This window comes from Streptosporangium sp. NPDC000396, from assembly GCF_042898655.1.
Classification (GTDB): domain Bacteria; phylum Actinomycetota; class Actinomycetes; order Streptosporangiales; family Streptosporangiaceae; genus Streptosporangium.
The window spans coordinates 120,841-141,826 of record NZ_JBIAZA010000024.1; the positions used below are offsets into that span (position 1 = coordinate 120,841).

Annotated in this window: 18 protein-coding genes; 8 read left to right on the forward strand and 10 right to left on the reverse strand. The window is 65.6% G+C overall.

All coding sequences use genetic code 11. From position 1 onward, the window contains the following. Window positions 1–154: 154 nt before the first annotated feature. Both ACFY2X_RS33050 and ACFY2X_RS33055 read left to right on the forward strand, forming a co-directional pair. The gene (locus tag ACFY2X_RS33050; RefSeq protein WP_389946263.1) at window positions 155–520 is read left to right on the forward strand and encodes a nuclear transport factor 2 family protein; all 366 of its coding nucleotides are present in this window, start codon (window positions 155–157) and stop codon (window positions 518–520) included. A 179-nt stretch (window positions 521–699) separates the two neighbouring features. Continuing rightward, a complete protein-coding gene (locus ACFY2X_RS33055; RefSeq protein ID WP_389946266.1) occupies window positions 700–1,113 on the forward strand; it encodes a hypothetical protein in 414 nt (137 codons plus the stop codon). Window positions 1,114–1,203: 90 nt separating this feature from the next. Here ACFY2X_RS33055 and guaA read toward each other — a convergent pair whose 3' ends face one another. Both guaA and ACFY2X_RS33065 read right to left on the reverse strand, forming a co-directional pair. Further along, window positions 1,204–2,775, reverse strand: coding sequence for a glutamine-hydrolyzing GMP synthase (gene guaA, locus ACFY2X_RS33060; protein WP_389946269.1), 1,572 nt, complete (start codon window positions 2,773–2,775; stop codon window positions 1,204–1,206). Window positions 2,776–2,951: 176 nt separating this feature from the next. Continuing rightward, a complete protein-coding gene (locus ACFY2X_RS33065) occupies window positions 2,952–4,466 on the reverse strand; it encodes a DUF885 family protein (RefSeq protein WP_389946271.1) in 1,515 nt (504 codons plus the stop codon). A gap of 181 nt (window positions 4,467–4,647) precedes the next feature. Here ACFY2X_RS33065 and ACFY2X_RS33070 point away from each other — a divergent pair, with 181 nt between their 5' ends. Next, a complete protein-coding gene (locus ACFY2X_RS33070) occupies window positions 4,648–4,992 on the forward strand; it encodes a type II toxin-antitoxin system RelE/ParE family toxin (RefSeq protein WP_389946274.1) in 345 nt (114 codons plus the stop codon). Window positions 4,993–4,997: 5 nt separating this feature from the next. Next, complete coding sequence (locus ACFY2X_RS33075; RefSeq protein ID WP_389946277.1) at window positions 4,998–5,297, forward strand: helix-turn-helix domain-containing protein; 300 nt, start codon at window positions 4,998–5,000, stop codon at window positions 5,295–5,297. A 166-nt stretch (window positions 5,298–5,463) separates the two neighbouring features. Here the strand turns inward: ACFY2X_RS33075 and ACFY2X_RS33080 are convergent, their stop codons facing one another. Together ACFY2X_RS33080 and ACFY2X_RS33085 are read right to left on the reverse strand one after the other, a co-directional pair. Then, a complete protein-coding gene (locus ACFY2X_RS33080; protein ID WP_389946280.1) occupies window positions 5,464–5,739 on the reverse strand; it encodes a type II toxin-antitoxin system Phd/YefM family antitoxin in 276 nt (91 codons plus the stop codon). Window positions 5,740–5,759: 20 nt separating this feature from the next. After that, complete coding sequence (locus ACFY2X_RS33085) at window positions 5,760–6,218, reverse strand: ATP-binding protein (RefSeq protein ID WP_389946283.1); 459 nt, start codon at window positions 6,216–6,218, stop codon at window positions 5,760–5,762. A gap of 339 nt (window positions 6,219–6,557) precedes the next feature. Between ACFY2X_RS33085 and ACFY2X_RS33090 the strand changes: the two genes are divergently transcribed. Then, a complete protein-coding gene (locus tag ACFY2X_RS33090; RefSeq protein WP_389946286.1) occupies window positions 6,558–7,451 on the forward strand; it encodes a helix-turn-helix domain-containing protein in 894 nt (297 codons plus the stop codon). A gap of 14 nt (window positions 7,452–7,465) precedes the next feature. Continuing rightward, window positions 7,466–7,672, forward strand: a complete 207-nt coding sequence (locus ACFY2X_RS33095; protein WP_389946289.1) for a DUF397 domain-containing protein — start codon at window positions 7,466–7,468, stop codon at window positions 7,670–7,672. Window positions 7,673–8,010: 338 nt separating this feature from the next. On the opposite strand, the gene ACFY2X_RS33100 is transcribed toward ACFY2X_RS33095, so the two are convergent. Further along, a complete protein-coding gene (locus ACFY2X_RS33100; protein ID WP_389946292.1) occupies window positions 8,011–8,670 on the reverse strand; it encodes a class I SAM-dependent methyltransferase in 660 nt (219 codons plus the stop codon). A gap of 402 nt (window positions 8,671–9,072) precedes the next feature. Further along, window positions 9,073–9,351, reverse strand: a complete 279-nt coding sequence (locus ACFY2X_RS33105) for a hypothetical protein (protein ID WP_389946295.1) — start codon at window positions 9,349–9,351, stop codon at window positions 9,073–9,075. Between the two features lie 284 nt (window positions 9,352–9,635). On the opposite strand from ACFY2X_RS33105, the gene ACFY2X_RS33110 reads away from it, so the two are divergent. Further along, window positions 9,636–11,063 (forward strand): helix-turn-helix domain-containing protein, encoded by a 1,428-nt coding sequence (locus ACFY2X_RS33110; RefSeq protein ID WP_389946298.1) that lies wholly within the window; start codon window positions 9,636–9,638, stop codon window positions 11,061–11,063. Then, a complete protein-coding gene (locus tag ACFY2X_RS33115) occupies window positions 11,060–11,605 on the forward strand; it encodes a flavoprotein (protein ID WP_389946301.1) in 546 nt (181 codons plus the stop codon). The genes ACFY2X_RS33110 and ACFY2X_RS33115 overlap by 4 nt, the downstream gene beginning before the upstream one ends. 196 nt (window positions 11,606–11,801) lie before the next feature. On the opposite strand, the gene ACFY2X_RS33120 is transcribed toward ACFY2X_RS33115, so the two are convergent. The 4 genes from ACFY2X_RS33120 to ACFY2X_RS33135 form a co-directional block, all read right to left on the reverse strand. After that, window positions 11,802–12,212 (reverse strand): hypothetical protein, encoded by a 411-nt coding sequence (locus ACFY2X_RS33120; protein ID WP_389946304.1) that lies wholly within the window; start codon window positions 12,210–12,212, stop codon window positions 11,802–11,804. A gap of 193 nt (window positions 12,213–12,405) precedes the next feature. Then, complete coding sequence (locus ACFY2X_RS33125; RefSeq protein WP_389946307.1) at window positions 12,406–13,185, reverse strand: methylenetetrahydrofolate reductase; 780 nt, start codon at window positions 13,183–13,185, stop codon at window positions 12,406–12,408. 489 nt (window positions 13,186–13,674) lie between these two features. Further along, window positions 13,675–14,058: a hypothetical protein gene (locus ACFY2X_RS33130; RefSeq protein WP_389946310.1), complete on the reverse strand. Its 384-nt coding sequence runs from the start codon at window positions 14,056–14,058 to the stop codon at window positions 13,675–13,677. Between the two features lie 13 nt (window positions 14,059–14,071). Further along, window positions 14,072–20,686, reverse strand: a complete 6,615-nt coding sequence (locus tag ACFY2X_RS33135; protein ID WP_389946313.1) for a polymorphic toxin-type HINT domain-containing protein — start codon at window positions 20,684–20,686, stop codon at window positions 14,072–14,074. Window positions 20,687–20,986: the final 300 nt, after the last annotated feature.

Genomic DNA, 20,986 nt, shown 5'->3' on the forward strand with positions numbered 1-20,986 from the left:
CTCCGTTGAAACGGCCGACGGGGCCGAGAGTACCTAAGCCGACAGATAGCGCGCCTCAGAAGTACCAGCGGATGACAGATTCCCCGTTTCGCCGATCTCCGTAACTTAATGACCTGCAAGAACAACCACAGGAAACAGCAAGGAGACGAGCGACATGAACGACATCACCAAGCTGGTCGAGCGCTACCTGGCCACCTGGAACCTCACCGACGCCGCCGAACGCCGCGCGGAGATCGACGAGATCTGGACCGAGGACGCCTGCTACATCGACCCCCTGGTCGACATCGCCGGCCGCGACGCGATCGACGCCACCATCGCCGCCGTCCAGCAGCAGTTCCCCGGGCTGGTCTTCACTCTCGGTGGCGACGTCGACGCCCACCACAACCTGGCCCGCTTCACCTGGAACCTCGGCCCCGAAGGCGGCGAGGCCATCGTGATCGGCTTCGACGTCGCGGTCCTGACCGAGGACGGCCGCATCCAGAGCGTCCACGGCTTCCTCGACCAGGTCCCGGCCCTCTGACCGGCCCTCTGACCGGTCTCAACCGACTCACCGGCCTCAACCGACGCGCCTCAGCCGACCATCCTCAACCGGCGGTCCTCAACTGACCGCCCCAGCTGATCGCGCGCTCAGCCCCTCTCGCCCTCTCGCCCTCTCGCCCTCTCGCCCTCTCGCCCTCTCGCCCGGAAAGGCTTCCAGACATGACCGCCATCACCACCGCCCCCGCCGCCTCCATCGACACCCAGAAGCTCCTGCGCCTGGCGCTGCGCCTGGACGCCGTCGTCACCGGCGCCAACGGCCTGGCCTACCTGCTCCTGGCCGGTCCGATCAACGACCTGCTCGGCCTGCCGGTCGCCCTCCAGTACGGCATCGGCGCGTTCCTGGCCGTCTACGGCGTCGCGGTCGGGCTGATCGCCCAGCCGGCTCGCGTGAACCGGAGCGCCGCCCTGGCGGTCGTCGTCCTCAACGCCCTGTGGGCCGTGGTCAGCGTCGCCGAACTGGCGATGGGAGGCCTGGGCGTCACGACCCTCGGCGCCATCTGGGTCGTCATGCAGGCGGCCACCGTCGGTGGCTTCGCCGCCCTGCAGTACCTCGGCCTCCGCAAGACCGGATGAGCACGGGAAACGGCACGAGAACCGCACAGCAACCGGTGCGAAAAACGGCGCGGCCCCCGGGGAGGGACTCCGGGGGCCGCGCCGTTGGTTCTACTCCCACTCGATGGTGCCCGGCGGCTTGCTGGTCACGTCAAGAACCACGCGGTTGACCTCGGGGACCTCGTTGGTGATCCGCGTGGAGATGCGGGAGAGCACATCGTAGGGAACCCGGGACCAGTCGGCGGTCATGGCGTCCTCGCTGGAGACCGGGCGCAGGACGATCGGGTGGCCGTACGTCCGGCCGTCGCCCTGGACTCCCACCGAGCGGACGTCGGCGAGCAGGACGACCGGGCACTGCCAGATCTCCCGGTCGAGACCCGCGCGGGAGAGCTCCTCACGGGCGATGGCGTCGGCCTCCCGGAGAATCTCCAGGCGCTCGCGGGTGACCGCGCCGACGATGCGGATGCCCAGGCCGGGGCCGGGGAACGGCTGGCGCCAGACCATCGCGGCGGGCAGGCCCAGTTCCTCGCCCGCGCGGCGGACCTCGTCCTTGAACAGTGCGCGCAGTGGCTCCACCAGCGAGAACCGCAGGTCGTCGGGGAGACCGCCGACGTTGTGGTGGGACTTGATGTTGGCGGTGCCGGTGCCGCCGCCGGACTCGACCACGTCGGGGTAGAGCGTGCCCTGGACGAGGAAGTCGACCGGGCCGTCGGCGATGATGGCGCGCTGCTCGTCCTCGAAGACCCGGATGAACTCACGGCCGATGATCTTGCGCTTCTCCTCCGGGTCGGTCACCCCGTCGAGCGCCTTGAGGAAGCGATCCTGGGCGTCCACCACGCGAAGCTTGACGCCGGTGGCGGCCACGAAGTCACGCTCGACCTGCTCGGCCTCGCCCTTACGCAGCAGTCCGTGATCGACGAACACGCAGGTCAGGCGGTCACCGATGGCCCGCTGCACCATGGCCGCCGCGACCGCGGAGTCCACGCCGCCGGAGAGCGCGCAAATGGCACGGCCCTCAGGGCCGATCTGGGTGCGGACCGCCTCCACGGCGTCCTCGACGATGTTGAGCATCGTCCAGGAGGGGCGGCAGCCCGCGGCGTCGAGGAAGTGCTTCATCACGGCCTGGCCGTGCTCGGAGTGGAGGACCTCGGGGTGGAACTGCACGCCGTACAGGCCGCGCTCGGGGTGCTCGAAGGCGGCGACCGGGGTCTGCTCGGTCGCGGCGGTGACGGCGAAGCCCTCGGGGGCGACGGCGACAGCGTCGCCGTGGGACATCCAGACCGACTGCGTGGCGGGCAGGCCCGCGAAGAGCACGCCCTCCTCGCTCACGTCGAGCTGGGTCCCGCCGTACTCCGCGAGGCCGGTCTTGGCCACCTGACCGCCGAGCTCCTGGGCCATGACCTGGAAGCCGTAGCAGATGCCGAAGGTCGGCACCCCGGTCTGGAACAGGCCTGCGGGAGCAGCGGGAGCGCCCTCGGCGTAGACCGACGAGGGACCGCCGGACAGGATGATGGCCTTGGGCTTCTTGGCCATCATCTCCTCGACCGACATCGTCGACGGAACGATCTCGGAGTAGACATGGCATTCACGCACCCGTCGCGCGATCAGCTGCGCGTACTGCGCGCCGAAATCGACGACCAGGACCGTGTCGAACTCAGACACCAAGACCCCCAAAGAGAACACAGCGGTGAGTTCAGTCTATCGGCGCTCATCAGCGTGGTTACTCATAGGTGCGAAACCGCTCTCACATGGGAAAAGAGGAAGATCGCGACCACGTCTCCATCCCCCGCGGCCCGGCCGCCACCCGCGTGGTGTTCAAACCGTTCACGGGGGTACGGCCGGGCCATGATCGGAGTTTCCTAGAGCGCGCCGTGGAGCAGGCCGAGAGGCGGGGAGCCGAGGTCGAGCATGGCCGTGTGGAAGCGCTTGAGGCTGAACCCGGCGCCCCACTCGGCCCTGGCCCGCTCGCGGAGATCGAGGATCTCCAGCTTGCCCCAGGTGTAACGGCCGTAGGTCGGGTCGAAGGTGGCCCGCGCCGCCTCCGACATCGCCGCGGGACCGGCGAGGTGGGTGTCGGCCTCGAAACGGCGAGCCCCCTCCTCGACGGTCATCGCGCCGGTGTGCACGCCGATGGCGCAGGCCAGCCGGGTCACCCGGATCAGCGCCTCCAGCCAGACCCCGATCTCGAAGCGCGGGTCGTCGGGCGCGAAGCCCTCCTCGACGCAGAGTTCCTCGGCGTAGTGCGCCCAGCCCTCGGCGAACGACATCGACATCAGCGTCCGCCGCACCTCGGAGGGGGCGTGGCGCAGGGCGCGTCCGTGGGAGAAGTGCCCGGGGGCGACCTCATGCACGTTGATCGCGGGCAGGGTGGTCTCGCTGAAGACCTCCAGCCACTCCTCGATGTCTCGCTCCGGCCAGGAGAGATCGGGCGGGGTGATGTGGTACCACGAGGGGGCGTCGGGCTCGCCCGGCGCGGCCCAGCTCATCATCGCCATGGCCCAGCGGCGCGACTCGGGCGCCAGGCCGACCAGGCACTCGCCGTCGTGGTAGGGCACCAGGTCCTTCTCACGGGTGAAGGCGACCGCCTTCTCGGCGCCCGCCCGCGCGGCGTCGATCACACCGTCGATGCCCGGGTGGTCGCGGACCAGCTCGCGCGCGACGTCCAGCGGCGGCCGGTCACCCTGGCCCAGCTTCGCGCACGCCTCGGTGAGCCGCGCCATGAGCCGGTCGCGTTCGGCGTCGGCTCGCCCGGCGAGCGCGCCCAGGTCCACCGGAAGTCCCTCATCCGTGCCCATCAGCAGGGACAGGCCCTCGGCGCCAAGGGACGCGTCCGGGTCGCCCGAGCGCGAGGCCTCCTCGACGTGCCGGACCAGGCGGGCATGGGCCTTCAGCGCCGCCTCGCGTATGGGCTCCTCCGCCTCCTTCGGCACCCCGCCCGCCAGGCCCCGGACCGCTCCCAGCAACGCGGTCGCGACCGGCGCGCTGAGCAGGTCGAGCGAGGCGACCGCGTTGTCCACGGCCTCGGGCCAGCGGGCGAGATGGGCGAACTTGGCGGCGGTTCGCTCCTCCTCCGGGGCGTACTCCCGGTCGTAGACGGCCAGGTCAAGATTGTTCAGGTGCTCCAGAGGGCTGCGCCGGTGCAGCTCCAGCTCACCGAACCTGGCCCTGATGGCCACCTCGAAGATCTCCAGGTGAGCGGCGTCGTGGGGGTCGTCGGGCAGCTTCCCCTCACCGATCGCGGCCAGCCCCGCCCGCACGCCCTCAGGCGAAAGATCCTGGATCAGCCCGTCATACTCGTGACGGCCCGCCATCTCACGGGAGTCGGCGACGGCCATGTCGCACACCGCGCGCAGGCGGCTGTCGAGTTCGCTCATGAACGCGACGCTATCCCAGAACAAGCCTCCACTACCGAGGCTCACACCCATTGAGAATGTTCATCCGACGCCCCACACCAAGCCCTCGGGAGACACCGCCCCAACACCCGAAATCCCCCTGAGCCGGGCTGATTTCCTGTTCGGCGGATGCGGCACTTGCCGTCCATATAACGTCCGTGTTATGACTTGGGGAGAGGTGGAACTGGAGGCCGAGGTCGACGAGTGGTTTGACTCGCTCAGCCAGGATGATCAGGAGACGGCTGTGTTCTACGTCGACCTGCTGGCCGAGCGTGGCGTGCTTCTCGACGAGCCGTACACCAGGCAACTGCGCGGCAAGCTTCGAGAACTCCGCTTCCATCTCTCCCGCGAAGCGGTGCGGATCACTTACTGGATCGCCCCGGGCAGGCGCATCATCCTGCTCACGGTCTTTCGCAAGCAGCGGACGCGGGAGACGGCTGAGGTCGAACGAGCGGTGCGGGCTATGCAGCGATGCATCACCGAGGCGCACACGGCGGACGAGGAGTGATCGACATGGGCGAGCGCAAGGCATGGTCGGACAAACGCGCCGAGATCATGAGCCGCCCCGGAGCCGGTGCCGCCTACGAGGCTGCTCGCCTCCGCTTCGAACTCGGCGATGCCGTACGGCGCCGCCGCGAGGAACTCGGCCTCACCCAGGCCGAACTGGCTGAACAAGCCGGCCTCCAGCAGCCAGCGGTCGCGCGTTTCGAGGCAGGTGGCACCATGCCTACCATCCCCATGCTTGAGCGTCTCGCAGAAGCCCTCGAGGTACGGCTCACCGTCCAGTTCGAGCCACTTCGCGAAGCAAGTTAGGTGGGCAGAACCAGAGCTCCGGCCATGTAATCCTGCCTGGGCTTGTGGCACCTCTTCCTGATCTCGTGTTGGTCGAAGCCAGGGAGAGGTTCGTGGTTCATGCGTCCCAGGACATGATGTCCACCGGTAGAGCCGTCGGCGGCTGAGCAGAATGTGATCAAGCTGATCAAGCGGTCATTCTCCGTCCGGCCCGACGTGGTCGGGGGCTCTGCCGCTCGGGGTGACGGCGACCCTCATCGATCTGCGCCCGGATCTCGGCAGGAAGATCATACTCGGGCACCTCTGCGTGACCCTGGGTGAGTTTCTGATAGGTCTCAATGGAGATCACTACCGCGACCGGCTGCCCGTAATGGGTCAGCACGGTCTCTTCCTTGGCGTAGCGCGCCCGACCCACCACCTCGGCGAGGTGCTCTCGGGCTTCACTGATCGGCATCTCGATCATGCCCAGAAATCGTACAACTCTTACAACTTACTGTCCCGAGTCTCACTCTCTGCAGCGGTCAAGGTGCACCACACGATCTTCCCGCCCGGCGCCGGCCAGTAGTAGCCCCAGCTGCTCGCGAGCATGTCGACGAGACAAAGGCCACGGCCTCCCTCATCGTCCAGGTCAGGGGATCTGAGCACGGGTGGAGTACGACTGGCGTCCCAGACTCGCAGCACGACGGCCGCACCGGCTCGATACAGGTCAACCCAGACATGGTCAGGACTTCCGTGTGCCGCTCCCTCTGAGCAGGCAGGATGTCGGACGTTCGCCTTGATCGCGTTGGACACCAGTTCCGAGACGACGAGCTGAGCCGTCTCAACCAGATCCTCTCGCCGCCATCCTTCCAGCACACGTTGAACGTGCATCCGCGCGTAGTAGGGCGAGGTCGGGAAGACGGAGAGTTCCAGATAGGGCCTTCTGGGGATGACACCGGTCATTTTCACCCGCTCCTGATCCGCATGTCGGGCGTAGAACCGGCGCCGTTGGCAGACGGGGGCGCTGCTCTTTCCCACGGGGCGGGGAAACGGCGCCGGTCCTACGGGAGGCACGACCGGGAAACGGCATGGGGACTGCCGTCGGCCGTACCGCTTGCGCCGGACGGACACCCGACAGGGGTGGGCCGCATCGGGAGGGAAGATCGTCCGCCCGGCCGTCTGAGATTTGCCTTCCAGAGGGGAACCGACCTGGAAGGCTTGACTCTCAGAGCATGCAGCATCACTCTGAGTAAACGCAAGGGCTACATTTGTAGTGCCTACATAATCCGGGAAGGTGTTGAAATGCGAGAGAAGCAGGGAATGGGCGAAAATACACCCGGGCCGTCGAGTAGACGCCAACCCCCTACCGTGCGCCTACGTCGCCTGGCAGCCGAACTGCGCCACCTTCGCCAAGACGCCGGACTGTCTCAGGACGATGTCGCGGAGAAGACCGGCGTCAACATCGTCACGCTCTATCGGATCGAGACGGCCAAGACCAAGCCTCAGCTCCGGACGCTCATCGCCCTGCTCGACGCCTACGGCGTTACCGGTAGCCGCCGCGCCGACCTCATGGCCTTGCAGAAGGAGGCCAAACAGCGCGGCTGGTTGCAGAGTTTCGACGCCAACCTCCCCGACCAGTACACCGCTCTCATCAGCCTGGAGGCCGAGGCTCAACAGGCCATCAACTATGAGTCGCTGTTCATCCCGGGCCTGCTACAGACCGAGGACTACGCGCGAGCAGTGATCCGAGGCGTACTCCCAACCGCCGCCGAAGCGGAAGTGGAGAATTTCGTCACCGCCAGGATGCAACGACAGGCTCTCCTGGAGAACGAGACACCGCTTCGGCTGTGGGCGATCATGGATCAGGCTGCTCTATGCCGGACAGTCGGCAGCGATGCTGTCATGCGCGACCAGCTCTCACACCTCATCCAGCAGGCCCAGCGCCCGCATATCACCGTTCAGGTCATCCCCTTCTCCGCCGGGGCCCATCCGGGAATGCCCGGCAGCTTCATCGTCCTGAAGTTTCCCGCGGACGACCCCGACGTGATCTACATCGACAGCATGGCCGGTGATCTGTTTATTGAAAAGGAGACAGACATTCAGCGGTATAACGATATTTGTGAGCATCTTCGCGCGATAGCGCTCAGCCCCACCGACACGACCGCGCTCATCGCATCCCTACGCGAAGATCACTAGCGGAAGGAAACAGGATGCAGCAGCCCGACCTCTCCCGTGCACACTGGCGCAAGAGCAGCCTCAGCGGCAGCGGAGCAAGCTGCGTCGAAGTAGCGTTCGTCGACGACGCCGTCGCCGTCCGCGACACCAAGGACCGCGACGGCGGCACCCTCGTGTTCCAGCGCGACGACTGGAAAGCCTTCATCGAAGGCGTACGGCAAGGCAAGTTCGACCTCGACTGAAACCCCGCGCTACTCCCCTATCGGCGAGCCCACCGCCAACGACCGAGGTGTGACGGCCACTCGGCCTTACAAGTCGCGTTCGAGACGGGCCGCGACCTGCCGGTAGCGGCTGACGGGGACCAGGTGCACTGCACCCCGTCGAAGGCGCCGCTGTCGCGGATGGCGAGGACCTGTTCGCAGGCGGCGGCCACGCCCGCGTCCCGATCACGTTCGACGTCGGCGACCAGCTGGCCAGGGATGGCGATGTCCGGGATCTTGGCGGCGAGGTTGCAGGCCATGTTCGCGCTGGCCAGCCGCACAGCTGCCCCTCCCCAGAAGACAGCATGAGAGATGGGCTGCTACACGAAGGCAACAACGGCATATCGCTCGTCTTGGATGGAACGCCCCCACAGAGCGGGGTCAAGCAGTGGCTCGACACGCAACGTCTTCACTACCGGCCGCAGTGTCCGCACAAGCCGCTCGGCCTCGACCCCGCCCATCCACGGCATCGCCTCGGATCCGACCACATAGGACTGGTCCTCGCCCGGTTCAGCACTCGCCCAGCGCCCCTCGATGAGCACCAGGCGCCCTCCAGGGCGCAGCAGGCCGATCCACCGGCGCAACGCCTCCTGCGGGTCAGGCAGGGTCCACAGCAGGTGACGGGAGAGGATCACGTCGAAGGACGTCCCGGCCTGCACGGGCGGGTTGCCCGCGTCGCCCACCATCATCACGGCGTCGAAGCCGGCCGCGGTGAGCTTGCGCCGAGCCTGTTCGATCATCAGCGGCGCCAGATCCACCCCGACCGGTCGGTGGCCCTGCTCGGCGAGCACCAGGGACAACGAGCCGGTGCCGCACCCCAGGTCCAAGACATCGGCAGGCGAATCAGGCATCCATGAGCGCAAGCGCTCTGCCCACGCAGCCTTGACGTCGGGATCGCGAAGGCCGTGGTCGGCCTCCTCGTCGAAGGACGCGGCGAAAGCATCCCAGAAGGACGCGATTGAAGCACTGTTCTCCGGCATCGACCGATCATGGCACCTGGCACTGACAAGAACGCGTGCCACGCTGAAACGCCCCTTCTTTAGTCCCATCTCGCCCTATTCGCAGCTCAGGAGGTTACTTCCTCCCGATGTCTCACCCGAGCCTGCCAAAGAGGGATCCGCTGTGTGACCTCGGCAAGTAGATCAGCAGGAAGGGACTCGTCGCTCATACACCGAGCGTGGTGAAGACGCATCGCGTGACACAGGAGATCTCCGCACAGGTAAGAGTCCCGGCAGGCAGGGAGCGGGGGAAAGGACGCACGCCGGGGGTGGGCGCATGCATCAGCATCTCTGCCTGCCGGGAGATGAACGGCACGACGAGACAGGGGGAAGCGTCACCCGACCCCCTCCAGGTCGGGGACTCAACTGCCTCGCCGTGCCCGTTTATCGACCGACGTAGTCGGCCAGAACCTGGGCCGTGCCGTCCACGTCATCCACCGGGTGGCGCTTCTCGGCGGACTGCCAGGAGTAGAAGGCCCCGCCGTACCCGACGAACACCCACACTGGAAGCCCCACCTGTGGACGGGGAACCATCAGTGCGGTGTCGTTGTCGCGCAGCTCGGCGGGAATGCCGAGCCGCAGGAGGGCATCACGCAGCAGCGTGAGGAGGCGGGCCTCTTTTTGCTGCTGTTGCTCGTACAGGTGGGCCGCAACGGCTCGCATGATTGGGTTCATTGCGCGCCCCCTTCGGCCCGGCCGCGTGCGGGGCAGTCGAAACATTTCTGTCCTCCATATGTGAAGGACGGGACCGTTTTCTCGCTGGGCTCGCCTGGCCGGGTCATCATCGCCATCCCTTCGAATTGATCAGCGCTCCCTGCGACGGAAGACGGGCTGACGTACCGTGGTTGCCTGATGGCAAGTCCACCGGCAAAGAAGAATCACGACACCCTCCAAAAGACCCCCCTCTTAACCCCTTTCGGGTTCCTACGGCGGGAGGAAAGCCAGAAATGGCCCACACCAGCCCTAACATCCAACTTCGGGCATGGCGTCAGAACGCCGGCTTATCGCGCGGCGAAATGGCCAAAATGCTCAATCTCACGGCCAGCGGGATCAAATACCACCTGGCATGCGACGAGGAACGGGTTCGCCGCTGGGAAGCAGGGGAAGTCTCGTGGCCGCGCGAGCCTTACCGCCTGGCCTTGAGGGAGCTCACTCACAGGGACCCGGAGGACTTGGGCTTCGTCCCTACTAAACGCGCTCGCGCCACGGATGGACTGGCCCTGAGCGTGGCCCATACGGTCACCTCAGGCAGGGATGACTACCTCATGCAAGCTGACACTCCCGCAGCCGTGCCCCGTACTGTGGACTTCTCCAGAGAGGAGGACAGGGACGAAATGCGACGCCGTGAGTTCGTCGGATTAACCGGGGCCGCCTTGTTCGGGGCAATACTCAATCAGCCCGAACAGTCCCATAACAACGGCCAGGACATCGAAAACCTCGCTGTGGCCCTGGTCGAATACTCCACCCCTATAGATGGCCCCATCGATCTGACCCTGATCGCCGCCATGATCGCTCAGGCCAAGCGAAACTATCAGGCCTGCCGATACTCGCGAGTGGTCACCGAACTTCCACCCCTGCTCCGTACGCTTCGAGCCGCCTGCACCGTGCTGGACGGCGATGCGAAGCTACAAGCACACATGCTGTCCTCCGAAGCGCATCATGTGGCCGCTTCCATCCTGTTCAAACGAGAGAACAAGGGGCTTGCCTGGCTCGCCGCAGATCGCAGTCTCCAAGCCGCCCACACCAGCCAGAGCCCTCTAATGATCGGTTCGAGCTCCCGCGTCCTCACCCGCGCTCTGATGTACGAAAAACATCATCGTGTCGCCACCAGTACGGCCAGTTCCGCAGCCGCGCGCATGAATGCCGATCTCGAGCAGCCCTCCGGCGACGAACTGTCGATCTACGGATCCCTGCTCCTGAGTGGAGCTGTCGCCGCCGCACACACCGGTAACCGTCACACCGCCGCCGAACTCCTCGACGAGGCCGACCAGGCGGCCCGACGGCTCGGCTACGACGGTAACCACCAATGGACCGCGTTCGGCCCCGCCAATGTCCTGTGCCACCGGGTGAACGTCGCTTTGAAGCTCGGCGATGCGGGAACCGCGATCGACTACGCCCGTCAGGTCGATCTCGGCAAGCTGCCGATCAATGAGCGCAAGGCCACACTCTTGCTCGATACCGCCCGAGCGTTCCTCATGTGTGGCAAGCACGACAGGGCCCTCTACGTCTTGCGCGCCGCCGGAGAGATCGCTATCGAAGAGGTCACGAGCCGCCCAGCAGCACTTCGGCTCGTTCGTGACATCGCCGTCACAGCCCCGACCAGCATCCGCCGCGAAGCCCGCGAATACGCCGCATCCCTGGGAGTCGTCGCGTGACCCAGCCCGGCAAGGTCCTCTACATCATCGTGTGCGCCGCAGGCGCCGCCCGTGACGTCGGCCGTCTCGTGACGCTCGCGCAGGACGAGGGCTGGACCGTCCAGATCATCGCCACCCCGCCCGCTCTCGACTTCATCGACGTCCCCGGCCTGGAGAAGCAAACCGGTCGCCCCGTCCGCAGCCAGTACCGCAAGCCAGACGAGCCCAGACCCCCAAGAGCAGACGCGATCATCGTTGCCCCCGCGACCTACAACACGATCAACAAGTTCGCCCAGGGCATCGCCGACACCTACGCCCTCGGCCTCCTCGCCGAGGCTCCTGGCCTGGGCATTCCCGTGGTCGTGCTGCCCTTCGTCAACAGTGCCTTCGCCTCACGAGTGCCGTTCCGCCGTAGCGTCGAAAGCCTGCGCGCCGAAGGCATCCCCGTCCTCCTCGGCCCCGGCCAGTTCGAGCCCCATGCACCCGGCGCCGGAGGCGAAACCTCGGAAACCTATCCCTGGGCTCTTGCCCTCGAAGAAATCAAGCGGCATCGGCTTCAGTAGACGCGCATAGATCCAAAGTGATCGGCAAAGGGATGACTGGAGCAACGGGCGTGAGCCGTACCGGCTCGGATCCAAATCACCGAACATAGAGGTTTTGTGTCTGGATTCGCATGTATAGGCCTTGGGCCGAGAAGGGATGCTGGCAGTGTCGACAGTCGTCCAGTCGATGCGCGCAGGAAGTTACGGTGAGCGGTTATCAACCCTCCAGCAGGTCCTGAGATGTCGACACCGTCATTATTGCGGCAACCGCACTGATCATCGTTGGCCCAACGAGCTGCACCCAGTAGAGTTCCGGCAGCCCGTCGAATCGTGTCACCAGCCTCTCGGCCTCGACAGGCCAGGGCCTATCAGTCTTCGGCAGGTATGACACCGAGATCTGATCGACAAAAGAACCTTGTATATCCCAGCCTTCGCTGATTGAGAAGTGTCTAACACCTTCAAGAAGTATCGTCACCTGCTCCCACTTCTGAGTCTGAACGAGCCTGACATCCAGATAGTCACGCCCCCCGATGGTGCCGAACGAGACTGCGTCGATAAAACATCCTTCACAGCTTGCGAGAATTTCCTGAAATTTCTCGCAAGCTGCTTCGACTCGACTCGCCAGCACCTCAGATTCTCTCCGTGGTCATGAGGCAAAGTCCTACCTCTCTTGTTTTCACCCTGATCCCGGCATCACACGCCGTCTTTCCCAACCCCGGTCCGCCGCACCATTGCGGGCGGCTTTACCTCACACCTGTCCTTGTCCAGAAGAAGGCCGACGAGCTCACCGCCGACGACCGAGGCGTAACGGCCACTTGGCCTTACAAGTCGCGTTCGAGGCGTGCCGCGACCTGCCGGTAGCGGCTGACGGGGACCAGGTGCACCCCGTCGAAGGCGCCGCTGTCGCGGATGGCGAGGACCTGTTCGCAGGCGGCGGTCACGCCCGCGTCCCTGTCGCGTTCGACGTCGGCGACCAGCTGGTCGGGGATGGCGATGTCCGGAATCTTGGCGGCGAGGTTGCGGGCCATGTTCGCACTGGCCAGCACCATCACCCCGGCGTAGACCGGCACGTCCAGCGAGACGCTCTCACGCCAGCGCAGCAGGTTCTCCAGGGAGTAGCTGACCTGGACGAACACGAAGTCGGCCGTGGTCTTCCAGGTCGGCAGGGCACGCAGTCCCGAGGTGACGCCGACCTGGAAGGGGCCACAGCCGCCAAACGTCGGTTCCTCTACCGCGGCACGCGCTTCTTCGACCATGGTTCGCACCGTCAGCTCACTGGTCCGCCCGCCCGCGGTGGGCTTGTCGCCATAGACGAACAAGAACCGGTCGACGCCGTACGCAGCGGCGGTCAGCAGGTCCCGGCGGAAGCCCAGCAGGTTGCGGTCGCGGGAGTTGAGGCAGGCGATGCCGCGCGCGCCCATCGCCTGCACCTCGTGGGCGACCGCCACGCTCGACACCGTCGCCCGCCCGATGTGATTGTCGGGGATCAGAAACGAGTCCGCCACCGGGCTCAGCACCCCGATCTGATGACGCACCCGCGTCAGATCCGGACGCGTAGGCGGCTCGACCTCACAGATCAACTCAAAACGACGATCATGCATGCCGAGACCCTATCGAAAACGCCCCAAGACAGGGGCTTCGGACGGCTCCAACATCTGACGGCGTCATTACCCGTCTGGCTCCGCATACAGCGTCAAGCCGTTGACATTCTGAGTGATATCCCCTCACGGAGGGCACCACCCAAACCCAACGGTGGCGACAACCCACCGCTTTATGGGACTCCTGTCCACTGACGTTGCCGTCGACTGCGGAAGAAGGTCCCGTGCCTGATCGCACGGGGCCTTCTCGAAGAGAGAAGCACTCCTGTGACGACCTCAGCCAATTAGATCGACGTTGGGTGAAATTGCAAATTGTTCATTAGCCAAAATTACGGGCTATCCAGCACGGCAAGAGCCTTCAAATATCCATCCAACAAGAGCAGATACCTTGATCTGATAGAGACAGTTCAACCTACGAAACAATAACCAGCTCGGTGAGCACCGCTTCCTTGCGCGATATCCAGTCTCCTGCGAAAACCATCAAGGGGCCGACTACGTCTTCGAGACCGTCGAAATCCCGCCCAGTGCAAGGGAGAATATCCGGACAAGCGCCTTCCGAACATCCGGGTCACGATCGATCCGATCCAGCGATTCGAACCTCGCCGGATCAATATCGATCGTGGTAATTCCGCCAGCATCTCTGCCGTCTACAGTCGAGAACAGCAGGAGGCATCGGTAGGCGCGAACAGCCCCTCCTCGCTCCTCACGCATCAGCGATTGGAGGAGAACGGCTTCTTCCTTGACCTGGCTACGGAGTTCGCGCACCGAGGTCCATCGGGTTCCCCAGCCTCGGTCTTCCGCCTCCAGCTGGATCTCGAGCAGCGTATCGAAACTGATCTGACATACGCGGAAGTCAGGGTCAGTTGAAGGAATCATAGGCATCAGAGTGCTACTCCCCGCCGTAGACATCGAGACGAATCAGTGTATCCGGGTCGATGCTCCCATCTTTGATCCTTGCTTGGAGTTCATCCCAACGGTGATGACCTCCAAGGATCTTACCGTTACGCGAGACAACAATTCCGTCTCCCTGTGCAGCCTTGTTGATCCCGTTCAGAAGTTCATCTTTGTCCAGCATTTCGTGGTACCACTGCGACGCCGGATCCCGAGTCGACTGTCCCTCGGTGTACTTCTTAGCGAGATCACCTGCCTTCTCATAACGTGTCTTCCAACAGCCACCGTTGTTGTGGACGAGAACCGGAGTCTCACCAGCGAGCACATAGTAGGTGTGCAGGTCCTCAACTGTCAGATTGTGGACATGTTGGTGAGGTACAGTCCACTGAATTGTGGCAGAGACTTGAACGTAGGTGCCCGATGAGGTCCGAAGCCACATTCCAGGTTTGAGTTGCTCTGCCGGGACCCATGTGCGGAGTTTCTCGACCCAGAAAGGATGATTATTAGTGGCGGTGATGGCGCCAGTCGCTTCGCCTTTCTTACCGTCGATATCGACGGTAATTTGGACAAGCATCTTCGGACCTTCACTGCTAATTGGAGTTACGACCACGCGAGGCCCGATTTTGCCAGTTTCGGGATCTGTCGCGAGAACCTTGTCTCCAACCTTGATCTCTTCGATCGGCTTGAGGGAGCCGTCAGCCATGAGGACCTTGGTGCCGGGCACGAAGCTGCTGCAGGGTCTAGGTGTTCTTCTCTTCGACAATGGCGAGGACGCCTTGATCGCCTCTGTGCAGGCTTCTTTGTTGCCACTGCCGCACGCGTAGGCCGTAACCAGCATGCCGTAGATATTTACTGCCCGATCGATGATCGGCTTCGCCCAGAGAGGTATCTCTTTAGGGGGTTTCCTGCTGCTGCATTCCAGCGTTCCATCGATGGCAGTATTACAGTATCCCCACCCCTTGGGGAGTTTCCGGTCCGTAGGCCACTTCTTCTTCTCTGCCTTCTTCTTTGCAGCTTCCTTCTTCCCATATTTCGACTGAGCCTTGTCGCGCTTCTGGTAGTGCTTCTTGTACCGATTGGACTCGCTCCTGGCAGCCTTGTTGGCGGCCTTGGTGTATGTCTTCTTCAGCTGCTTGTTCTTGGTGTTCGCCGCCGCCCTGCGATGCCCGAGTTCCCGTTGCGGGCAGTAGTCGGGGGAGCAGCTTTGCTGGCCGTCGGGGTCGGAGGCCCAGATGGGGTTGTTGCCGGCGTAGCCGTACGGGTTGGCGAATTCCGGGGTGCGCAGGTCCAGGATCGGGTCGGGGGAGATGAACTTGGCGATGGACGGGTCGTAGTAGCGGGCCGACAGGTAGGTCAGGCCGGTGGACTCGTCTTCGATCTTGCCGAGGAAGCCTCGGTCGGTGAAGGGCAGGTCGTCGCCGCCGCGGCGCTTGCCGAACGGCAGGTATCGCTCCCGGCTGACGGTGCCGGTGGTGTCGTTGATGGCGATCTGGCTGTTGCCGTGCAGACCGGACAGCATCCAGGTGACCCCGGCGGAGGTGCGCATGGCCACCGACGATCCGTCGGCTCCGGCGTAGTAGCGCTTGGCGGCGACCGCCCCGTTGGCCAGGGTGAGCTCCGTCGCCCCCAGATAGAGGGTGACCGAGCCGTCGGGGTCGCGGCGGATCAGGCGTTCGCCGGATGCGTCGTAGACCATGGAGGTCTGCTGGCCGTCGACGACGGCCTTGGTGAGCCGGCCGAGCCCGTCCCAGTCGAAGGTGGCCTGCTTGCCCGCGACGGTGCGGCCGGTTATCTGCCCGTTGTTGTCATAGGTGTAGGTGTCGGTGCCACCGGGCCGGGTGATGGAGGTGACCGCGTTCGGGCGGACTGTCCCAGTGGGGTAGGTGTAAGTGGCGGCCACACCGTCCTCGGTCAACGAGGTGATGTTGCCGATCGCGTCGTAGGCGTAGGCCTGGTTGTAGGGGTCGATGCCCTTGCCGTCGGCGGCCGAGGCGCAGGAGGAGCCGGTGGTGGTGAACGCGGCCTTCAACCGGCGGCGGCCGTCGTAGGTGTAGCACTCCGACTGGCCGTCGGTGCCGCCCGGCACCGCCGAGACCGCGTCCAGGATCCGGGTGATCTGCCCGGCGGTGTCGTAGAAGAACTCATCGTTCTGCGCGGTCTGCGGGCTTGCGGTGTCGGCCTTGGCGACGGTGGTCACCCGCTTGACCAGTCCGGTCGCGTCATCCCAGGTCAGACCGCGCTTGACCTGGCCGTTGGCGCCGTGGACCCGTTCGGACAGGCGACCGGTGGCGGTGTAAGCCGTGTCCTTGACGTAGGTGAAGCCACCGCCGTAGTCGGAGATCAGGCTCTTGGACAGGCCCAGGTCGGTGTAGCCGAAGATGAGCTTCTCCGCCGACAGTCCACCGACGGCGGGCAGGTTCTGCTCAGTCAGGTTGCCCGCGGCGTCGTAGCCGGAGGTGAACTCGTAGTCGCGGCCCAGCAGCCCTTCGGAGGCCGGAATGGTCACCTTCGAACCGATGGGGCGGTAGTCGGCGTCATAACCAGTGACGGCCTGCGTGTAGGCCTGACCGCCGGTGTAACGGATCGCCGCAGTCGGCTGCCCCTTGGCCAGGGTGTCGTAGGTCCACTCGGCGAGCTTGGTGCCGGTGGTCTCCTCCCCCGCCCACTGGACGGTCCGCCGGCCCAGGTCGTCGTAGCTGTAGGAGATCTTCTGGTTCTTGCCGTCGACGGCCCAGGCCAGGTTGCCGGCCGCGTCGTAGCCGGTCGAGGAGTTACCGGAGTCCGGGTCGGTTGCGGCGGTACGGCGGCCCAGCCAGTCGAAGGTGAAGGTGCGGATCCCGCCCTTCGCGTCGGTCATCTTGGTGAGGTTGCCGTCCAGGTCGTAGGCGTAGACCGTGTCGTGGTGGGTGGTCGCGTCCGCCCATTCCTCGACCTTGACCGTCTGGTCGAAGGCGTCCAGCACGCTGGCGGTCTTGGCGCCGACCGGCGGAGTCGTCTCCACCCGGTCCGCTCCGGGGTAGGCGGTGGTGGTGCGGCGCAGTTCGGTGCCCAGGTGGTAGTCGATGTCGGCGACCGGCCGCTCCAGGCCGTCGTAGACGGTCTTGGACCACTGCGACAGGTCGGTCAGGACCGGGTTGAGCAACCCGGATCCGGCCGCCGATGCGTTGTGCACCGGGTCGGATTCCGCCGCGGTCAGACCGCGCGGATCGTAGGTGGTGACGGTGACCACCCGGCCACCGGCCGGGGAGGCAGTCTGGGTCTCGCGCTGGCGGCCGAACCCGTCGTCGAAGGTGTGGGAGGTCAGCCATTTGGCCCCGGTGCCGCTGCCCGACAGCAGGCGCTTGACCGTGGTCTTGGCCGGAGCCGTACCGGTGAGCTCGTAGGCGACCGTCGCCGACGGGGTGCCGCCGCTGCGTGGCTGGCCGGGCCCCCACAGCGTGGTGGTACGGCCGAGCGCGTCGTAGTCGATCTCCACCTTCTTGTTGTTGGCGTCGATGACCGAAGTAGCTTCGCCATGCACGTGCGAGAGTTTGGTGGTGACGGCGTGGCCCAGCGGGTTGGTGACGGTCACCCCGTTGGCGGGCCAGCCGACGGCCGGGCTGTAGCCGGTGGTGGTGGTCTTGCCCCGCGGATCGACCGCGGTCAGCGTGCGGCCGTAGTCGTCATAGGTCGCCTTGGCGGTCGAAACCGTGGTGGCGTTCGCATAAAAACGGCTCTCGGTCGCGTTGCCGTCGGTCGGCTTGTTGGTGGCCGGGTCGGTGCCGCCGTCATACAGCGTGACCGACTTGCCGATCAGTGTTCCGGCCGCACAGTCGTCTCCGGCCCGCTTCTCCGTCACCGACGGATAGGCGATCATCCACTGGCCGGGGTCGGTGTTGCGGGCGTAGGTGACCGAGACGCAGGAGTTGTCGGTCGTGAGGCCGTCCTGGCCGTAGTCGTTGATCTTGATTGGCAGGCCGTCGGCGTTGTAGGCGGTCTTCTCGTCGGTGTAGCGCCACGAGCCGCCGGTCAGTAGCTCCCGGCCGCGTTCCCGCGTGCTCAGCACCTGGGCCGGGTCGTGCACTCCGGGCCCGTCACCGGTGGAGACGACCGCGTACTCATACCGGGTCGAGTCGACCTCGCTGTAGGCGGCCGGGCTCAGAGCGGTCATCTTCCATGTCTGTTCCTGCAGCAGGCTGCCCTGCAACGCCCGGACGTCGGTGGCCGTGCCGCCCTCGAAGTTGGTGACGCTGCCGCCCATCCCGCGGAAATAGGTCGCCGAGGTCACGGTGTAACCGGCCGGGTCGGTCCCGGAACCCTCACTGGTGCGGACGGTGGCGTACCCGCGCCAGTCGGTCAACGGCGGCGCCACCCCGGGGGCGGCGTAGTTGACCGGTGAGGCCCAGCCCGGACTGCCCAGATATTCGTAGGAGGTCACCATGTCCGGCGAGGCGGCCACGGTGTCCTTCTCGGTGACCTTGGTCACCAGCTGCTTGTAGTAGACGGTCCAGGCGGTGTTGCCGTCGATGCTCTGATCGATCTTGTAGCAGTCACCGGTGTGGTCGGCGTGGTAGTTGCTCCCGTCGCGGCCCTTGCCGCCCGAGCACGGGTCGGCCTGGCCGTAGGTCACCTCGGTGCGCCCGCCCATGCCGTTGGCGATCGCGCCGATCCGGGGCACCATCCGCCACGACAGCTGGTCCGTCCAGTCGGACACGTCGTCGTACGACATCTTCCCGGCGAGCATCACCGCGTCGAAGTCGGTGGCGGGCAGCGCGATGCTGCCTCCCGCCCGGCCGGTGTGCCGTACGGTGTCCAGCCACAGCACCGGGTCGTACGGCGCGCCGAAGTCGGTGCGGGTGTAGATCCACTGGTGGGAGAAGGACAGCTCGTCGACCGGGTCCCACGATCCGGTCGACGGGTTTTTGGCCTCGGTCAGCACCGAGGCCAGCCGCTTGGTGACGAAGAAGGCCAGCGCCGCGTTCGCGCATCCCGTCTGGGTGTCGCAACGCAGGTCGGACGGCACGTCGGTCGTCCCGCGATCGACCGTGATGAACGTGGTGCGCGACGTCGGGCTGCTGCCCGCGACCTGGGTGTTGTGACCCCATTCAGCCTTCGACAGCACCCCGCCGCGGTCGTAGGGCAGTCGGTTGACCAGCTCACCAGAACAGCCCGGCAGGCAGAACCAGTTCTGCTCGCGGGTGTAGGCGTAGTCGACGACGTTCTCGTCGGGGTCGATCTCCTGGTCCAGGTTCCACCGCCACACGCCGACGCAGGTGGGCTGGGAGAACCCGCCGGAGAACCGGTTGTAGCACGGCTCGCCGGGGTCGTTGCCGATGTAGGGCAGCTGCCACTGGGCGTCCTTGGTGAACCCGAACCGGTAGACCTCACCCTCCTGGGTGGTGATCTTCCAGTACGGCTGGCCGTCGGCGCCTCCGGCGACCTCCTCGACCTTCCACCCGGCTTCCGGCACGGTCTTCCACTGGCCGCTCACCCGGTCCTTGACGATCTGGGAGGAGCGCCCGCCGGCGTGCAGCACCAGCTCCGACTGGGTGGCGTCGTTGGTGCTGCCCTGGCCGTCGTTGGCGTCCGGCGACTCCCAGCACACCGAAGATCCGAACGCACCCTCCTGTGCCGACCACACGATGTCGGCGTTGTCCCAGGTCCAGTCCAGGGTGCAGCGGCTGTAGCGGCGCTCGATGAATCCGGCCGACAGATCCCAGCCCGCGCCGACCGCGCCCGACTGGTTGTTGGTCCACGATCCCTGGCCGTCCAGGGAGGAGGCGTCATACTCCAGCGACAGGTCCGGCCCCGTCCCAGCCGGAGACGGCGGCTCGGGAAGCGGATAGTCGTAGGAGAACGACCCGCCCGGCTTGCCCGCCTGCCAGGCGCCGCTCGGTTTCAGGTCCGTCACCGCGAAACTGCCCGACGGCCCTGACACTCCCGCCATCAGCGCGTATGTCGTTCCCGCTGATGCGGCGGGGCTCACCTCGACGTCGGCGGCCAGCATTCCTGACGTGACGTCGTTGGTCGATGGCACCACCTCGGGCCGGACCTTGCAGTCCCGGCCCGGAGACGCCTGCGAGGCACACGCCGGGAAACGCACCAGTTTCAGACGCTCGGCGAAGTTACCGCCGAAGGCGTCCCGGAACCCGTCGTAGGACAACTCCGCGCGGACCGTACCCGCCTTGGTGTTCCCGTCAGCACGGGTCAGCCGTACTCCCAAGCCGACACCGCCCAGCCGCCGCACCGCGTCGGGTGCCAGGGTCTCCACACCGACCTTGCCCACCGCCGGGTCAGCGGTGCGTGCCTTGCCCCGGGCCGGTCCGATCCGCACCGGCGCCTTGGCCACATCGCGCACACCGGCCACGTCCGACAGATCAACCTCGACCCGGCCCGGCGTGGGCCACACCGGGTCCTTGTGCCTCACCGGGGGCGCCGAGTCCTCGGCCCCCTTGCCGACCTTGGGTTTCGGTACGGCGCGCCCGTCGACCGAGGGCTCGTCACCGGGAGCGGCCGAGACCGCGGAGGCGACCCCGACCAACTTCTCCGGGACTCCCACGCCTGACACCAGCACCGTCACCGCGACACTGGCCGCCAGCCCGGTAGCCCACAGCCGAGCACGTCGAACACCCACGCCCTACCTCCGCACCGCGAATGGGCGCACGACACTCGGCACCCGAAAAGCACACATCAAGGCGATTTCGAATGCTGAGCGACGAGCAGGAGACGGACAAGATCAACGTTGTGGGGAGATCGCTACAGACGGTCATCACACAAATGAGTCAGGACTGAAAGATTCCTTAGTTGCTGATCAGGAGTACCGGCGAACCTGGCAGTCATGGGCTTCCCCTCGTAACGTAGAGACATCGCCTTAAAGGGGGACGGCGATGGCAGAGACGCGACGGAAGTTCGATCAGGACTTCAAGGACGGGGC

What these genes read in the sequence shown, in the direction of transcription:
- ACFY2X_RS33050 (WP_389946263.1), top strand. Translation starts at nt 155, where the DNA reads ATGAACGACATCACCAAGCTGGTCGAGCGCTACCTGGCCACCTGGAAC.
- ACFY2X_RS33055 (WP_389946266.1), top strand. Translation starts at nt 700, where the DNA reads ATGACCGCCATCACCACCGCCCCCGCCGCCTCCATCGACACCCAGAAG.
- ACFY2X_RS33065 (WP_389946271.1), bottom strand. Translation starts at nt 4,466, where the DNA reads ATGAGCGAACTCGACAGCCGCCTGCGCGCGGTGTGCGACATGGCCGTC.
- ACFY2X_RS33070 (WP_389946274.1), top strand. Translation starts at nt 4,648, where the DNA reads ATGACTTGGGGAGAGGTGGAACTGGAGGCCGAGGTCGACGAGTGGTTT.
- ACFY2X_RS33075 (WP_389946277.1), top strand. Translation starts at nt 4,998, where the DNA reads ATGGGCGAGCGCAAGGCATGGTCGGACAAACGCGCCGAGATCATGAGC.
- ACFY2X_RS33080 (WP_389946280.1), bottom strand. Translation starts at nt 5,739, where the DNA reads ATGATCGAGATGCCGATCAGTGAAGCCCGAGAGCACCTCGCCGAGGTG.
- ACFY2X_RS33085 (WP_389946283.1), bottom strand. Translation starts at nt 6,218, where the DNA reads ATGACCGGTGTCATCCCCAGAAGGCCCTATCTGGAACTCTCCGTCTTC.
- ACFY2X_RS33090 (WP_389946286.1), top strand. Translation starts at nt 6,558, where the DNA reads ATGCGAGAGAAGCAGGGAATGGGCGAAAATACACCCGGGCCGTCGAGT.
- ACFY2X_RS33095 (WP_389946289.1), top strand. Translation starts at nt 7,466, where the DNA reads ATGCAGCAGCCCGACCTCTCCCGTGCACACTGGCGCAAGAGCAGCCTC.
- ACFY2X_RS33100 (WP_389946292.1), bottom strand. Translation starts at nt 8,670, where the DNA reads ATGCCGGAGAACAGTGCTTCAATCGCGTCCTTCTGGGATGCTTTCGCC.
- ACFY2X_RS33105 (WP_389946295.1), bottom strand. Translation starts at nt 9,351, where the DNA reads ATGCGAGCCGTTGCGGCCCACCTGTACGAGCAACAGCAGCAAAAAGAG.
- ACFY2X_RS33110 (WP_389946298.1), top strand. Translation starts at nt 9,636, where the DNA reads ATGGCCCACACCAGCCCTAACATCCAACTTCGGGCATGGCGTCAGAAC.
- ACFY2X_RS33125 (WP_389946307.1), bottom strand. Translation starts at nt 13,185, where the DNA reads ATGCATGATCGTCGTTTTGAGTTGATCTGTGAGGTCGAGCCGCCTACG.
- ACFY2X_RS33130 (WP_389946310.1), bottom strand. Translation starts at nt 14,058, where the DNA reads ATGATTCCTTCAACTGACCCTGACTTCCGCGTATGTCAGATCAGTTTC.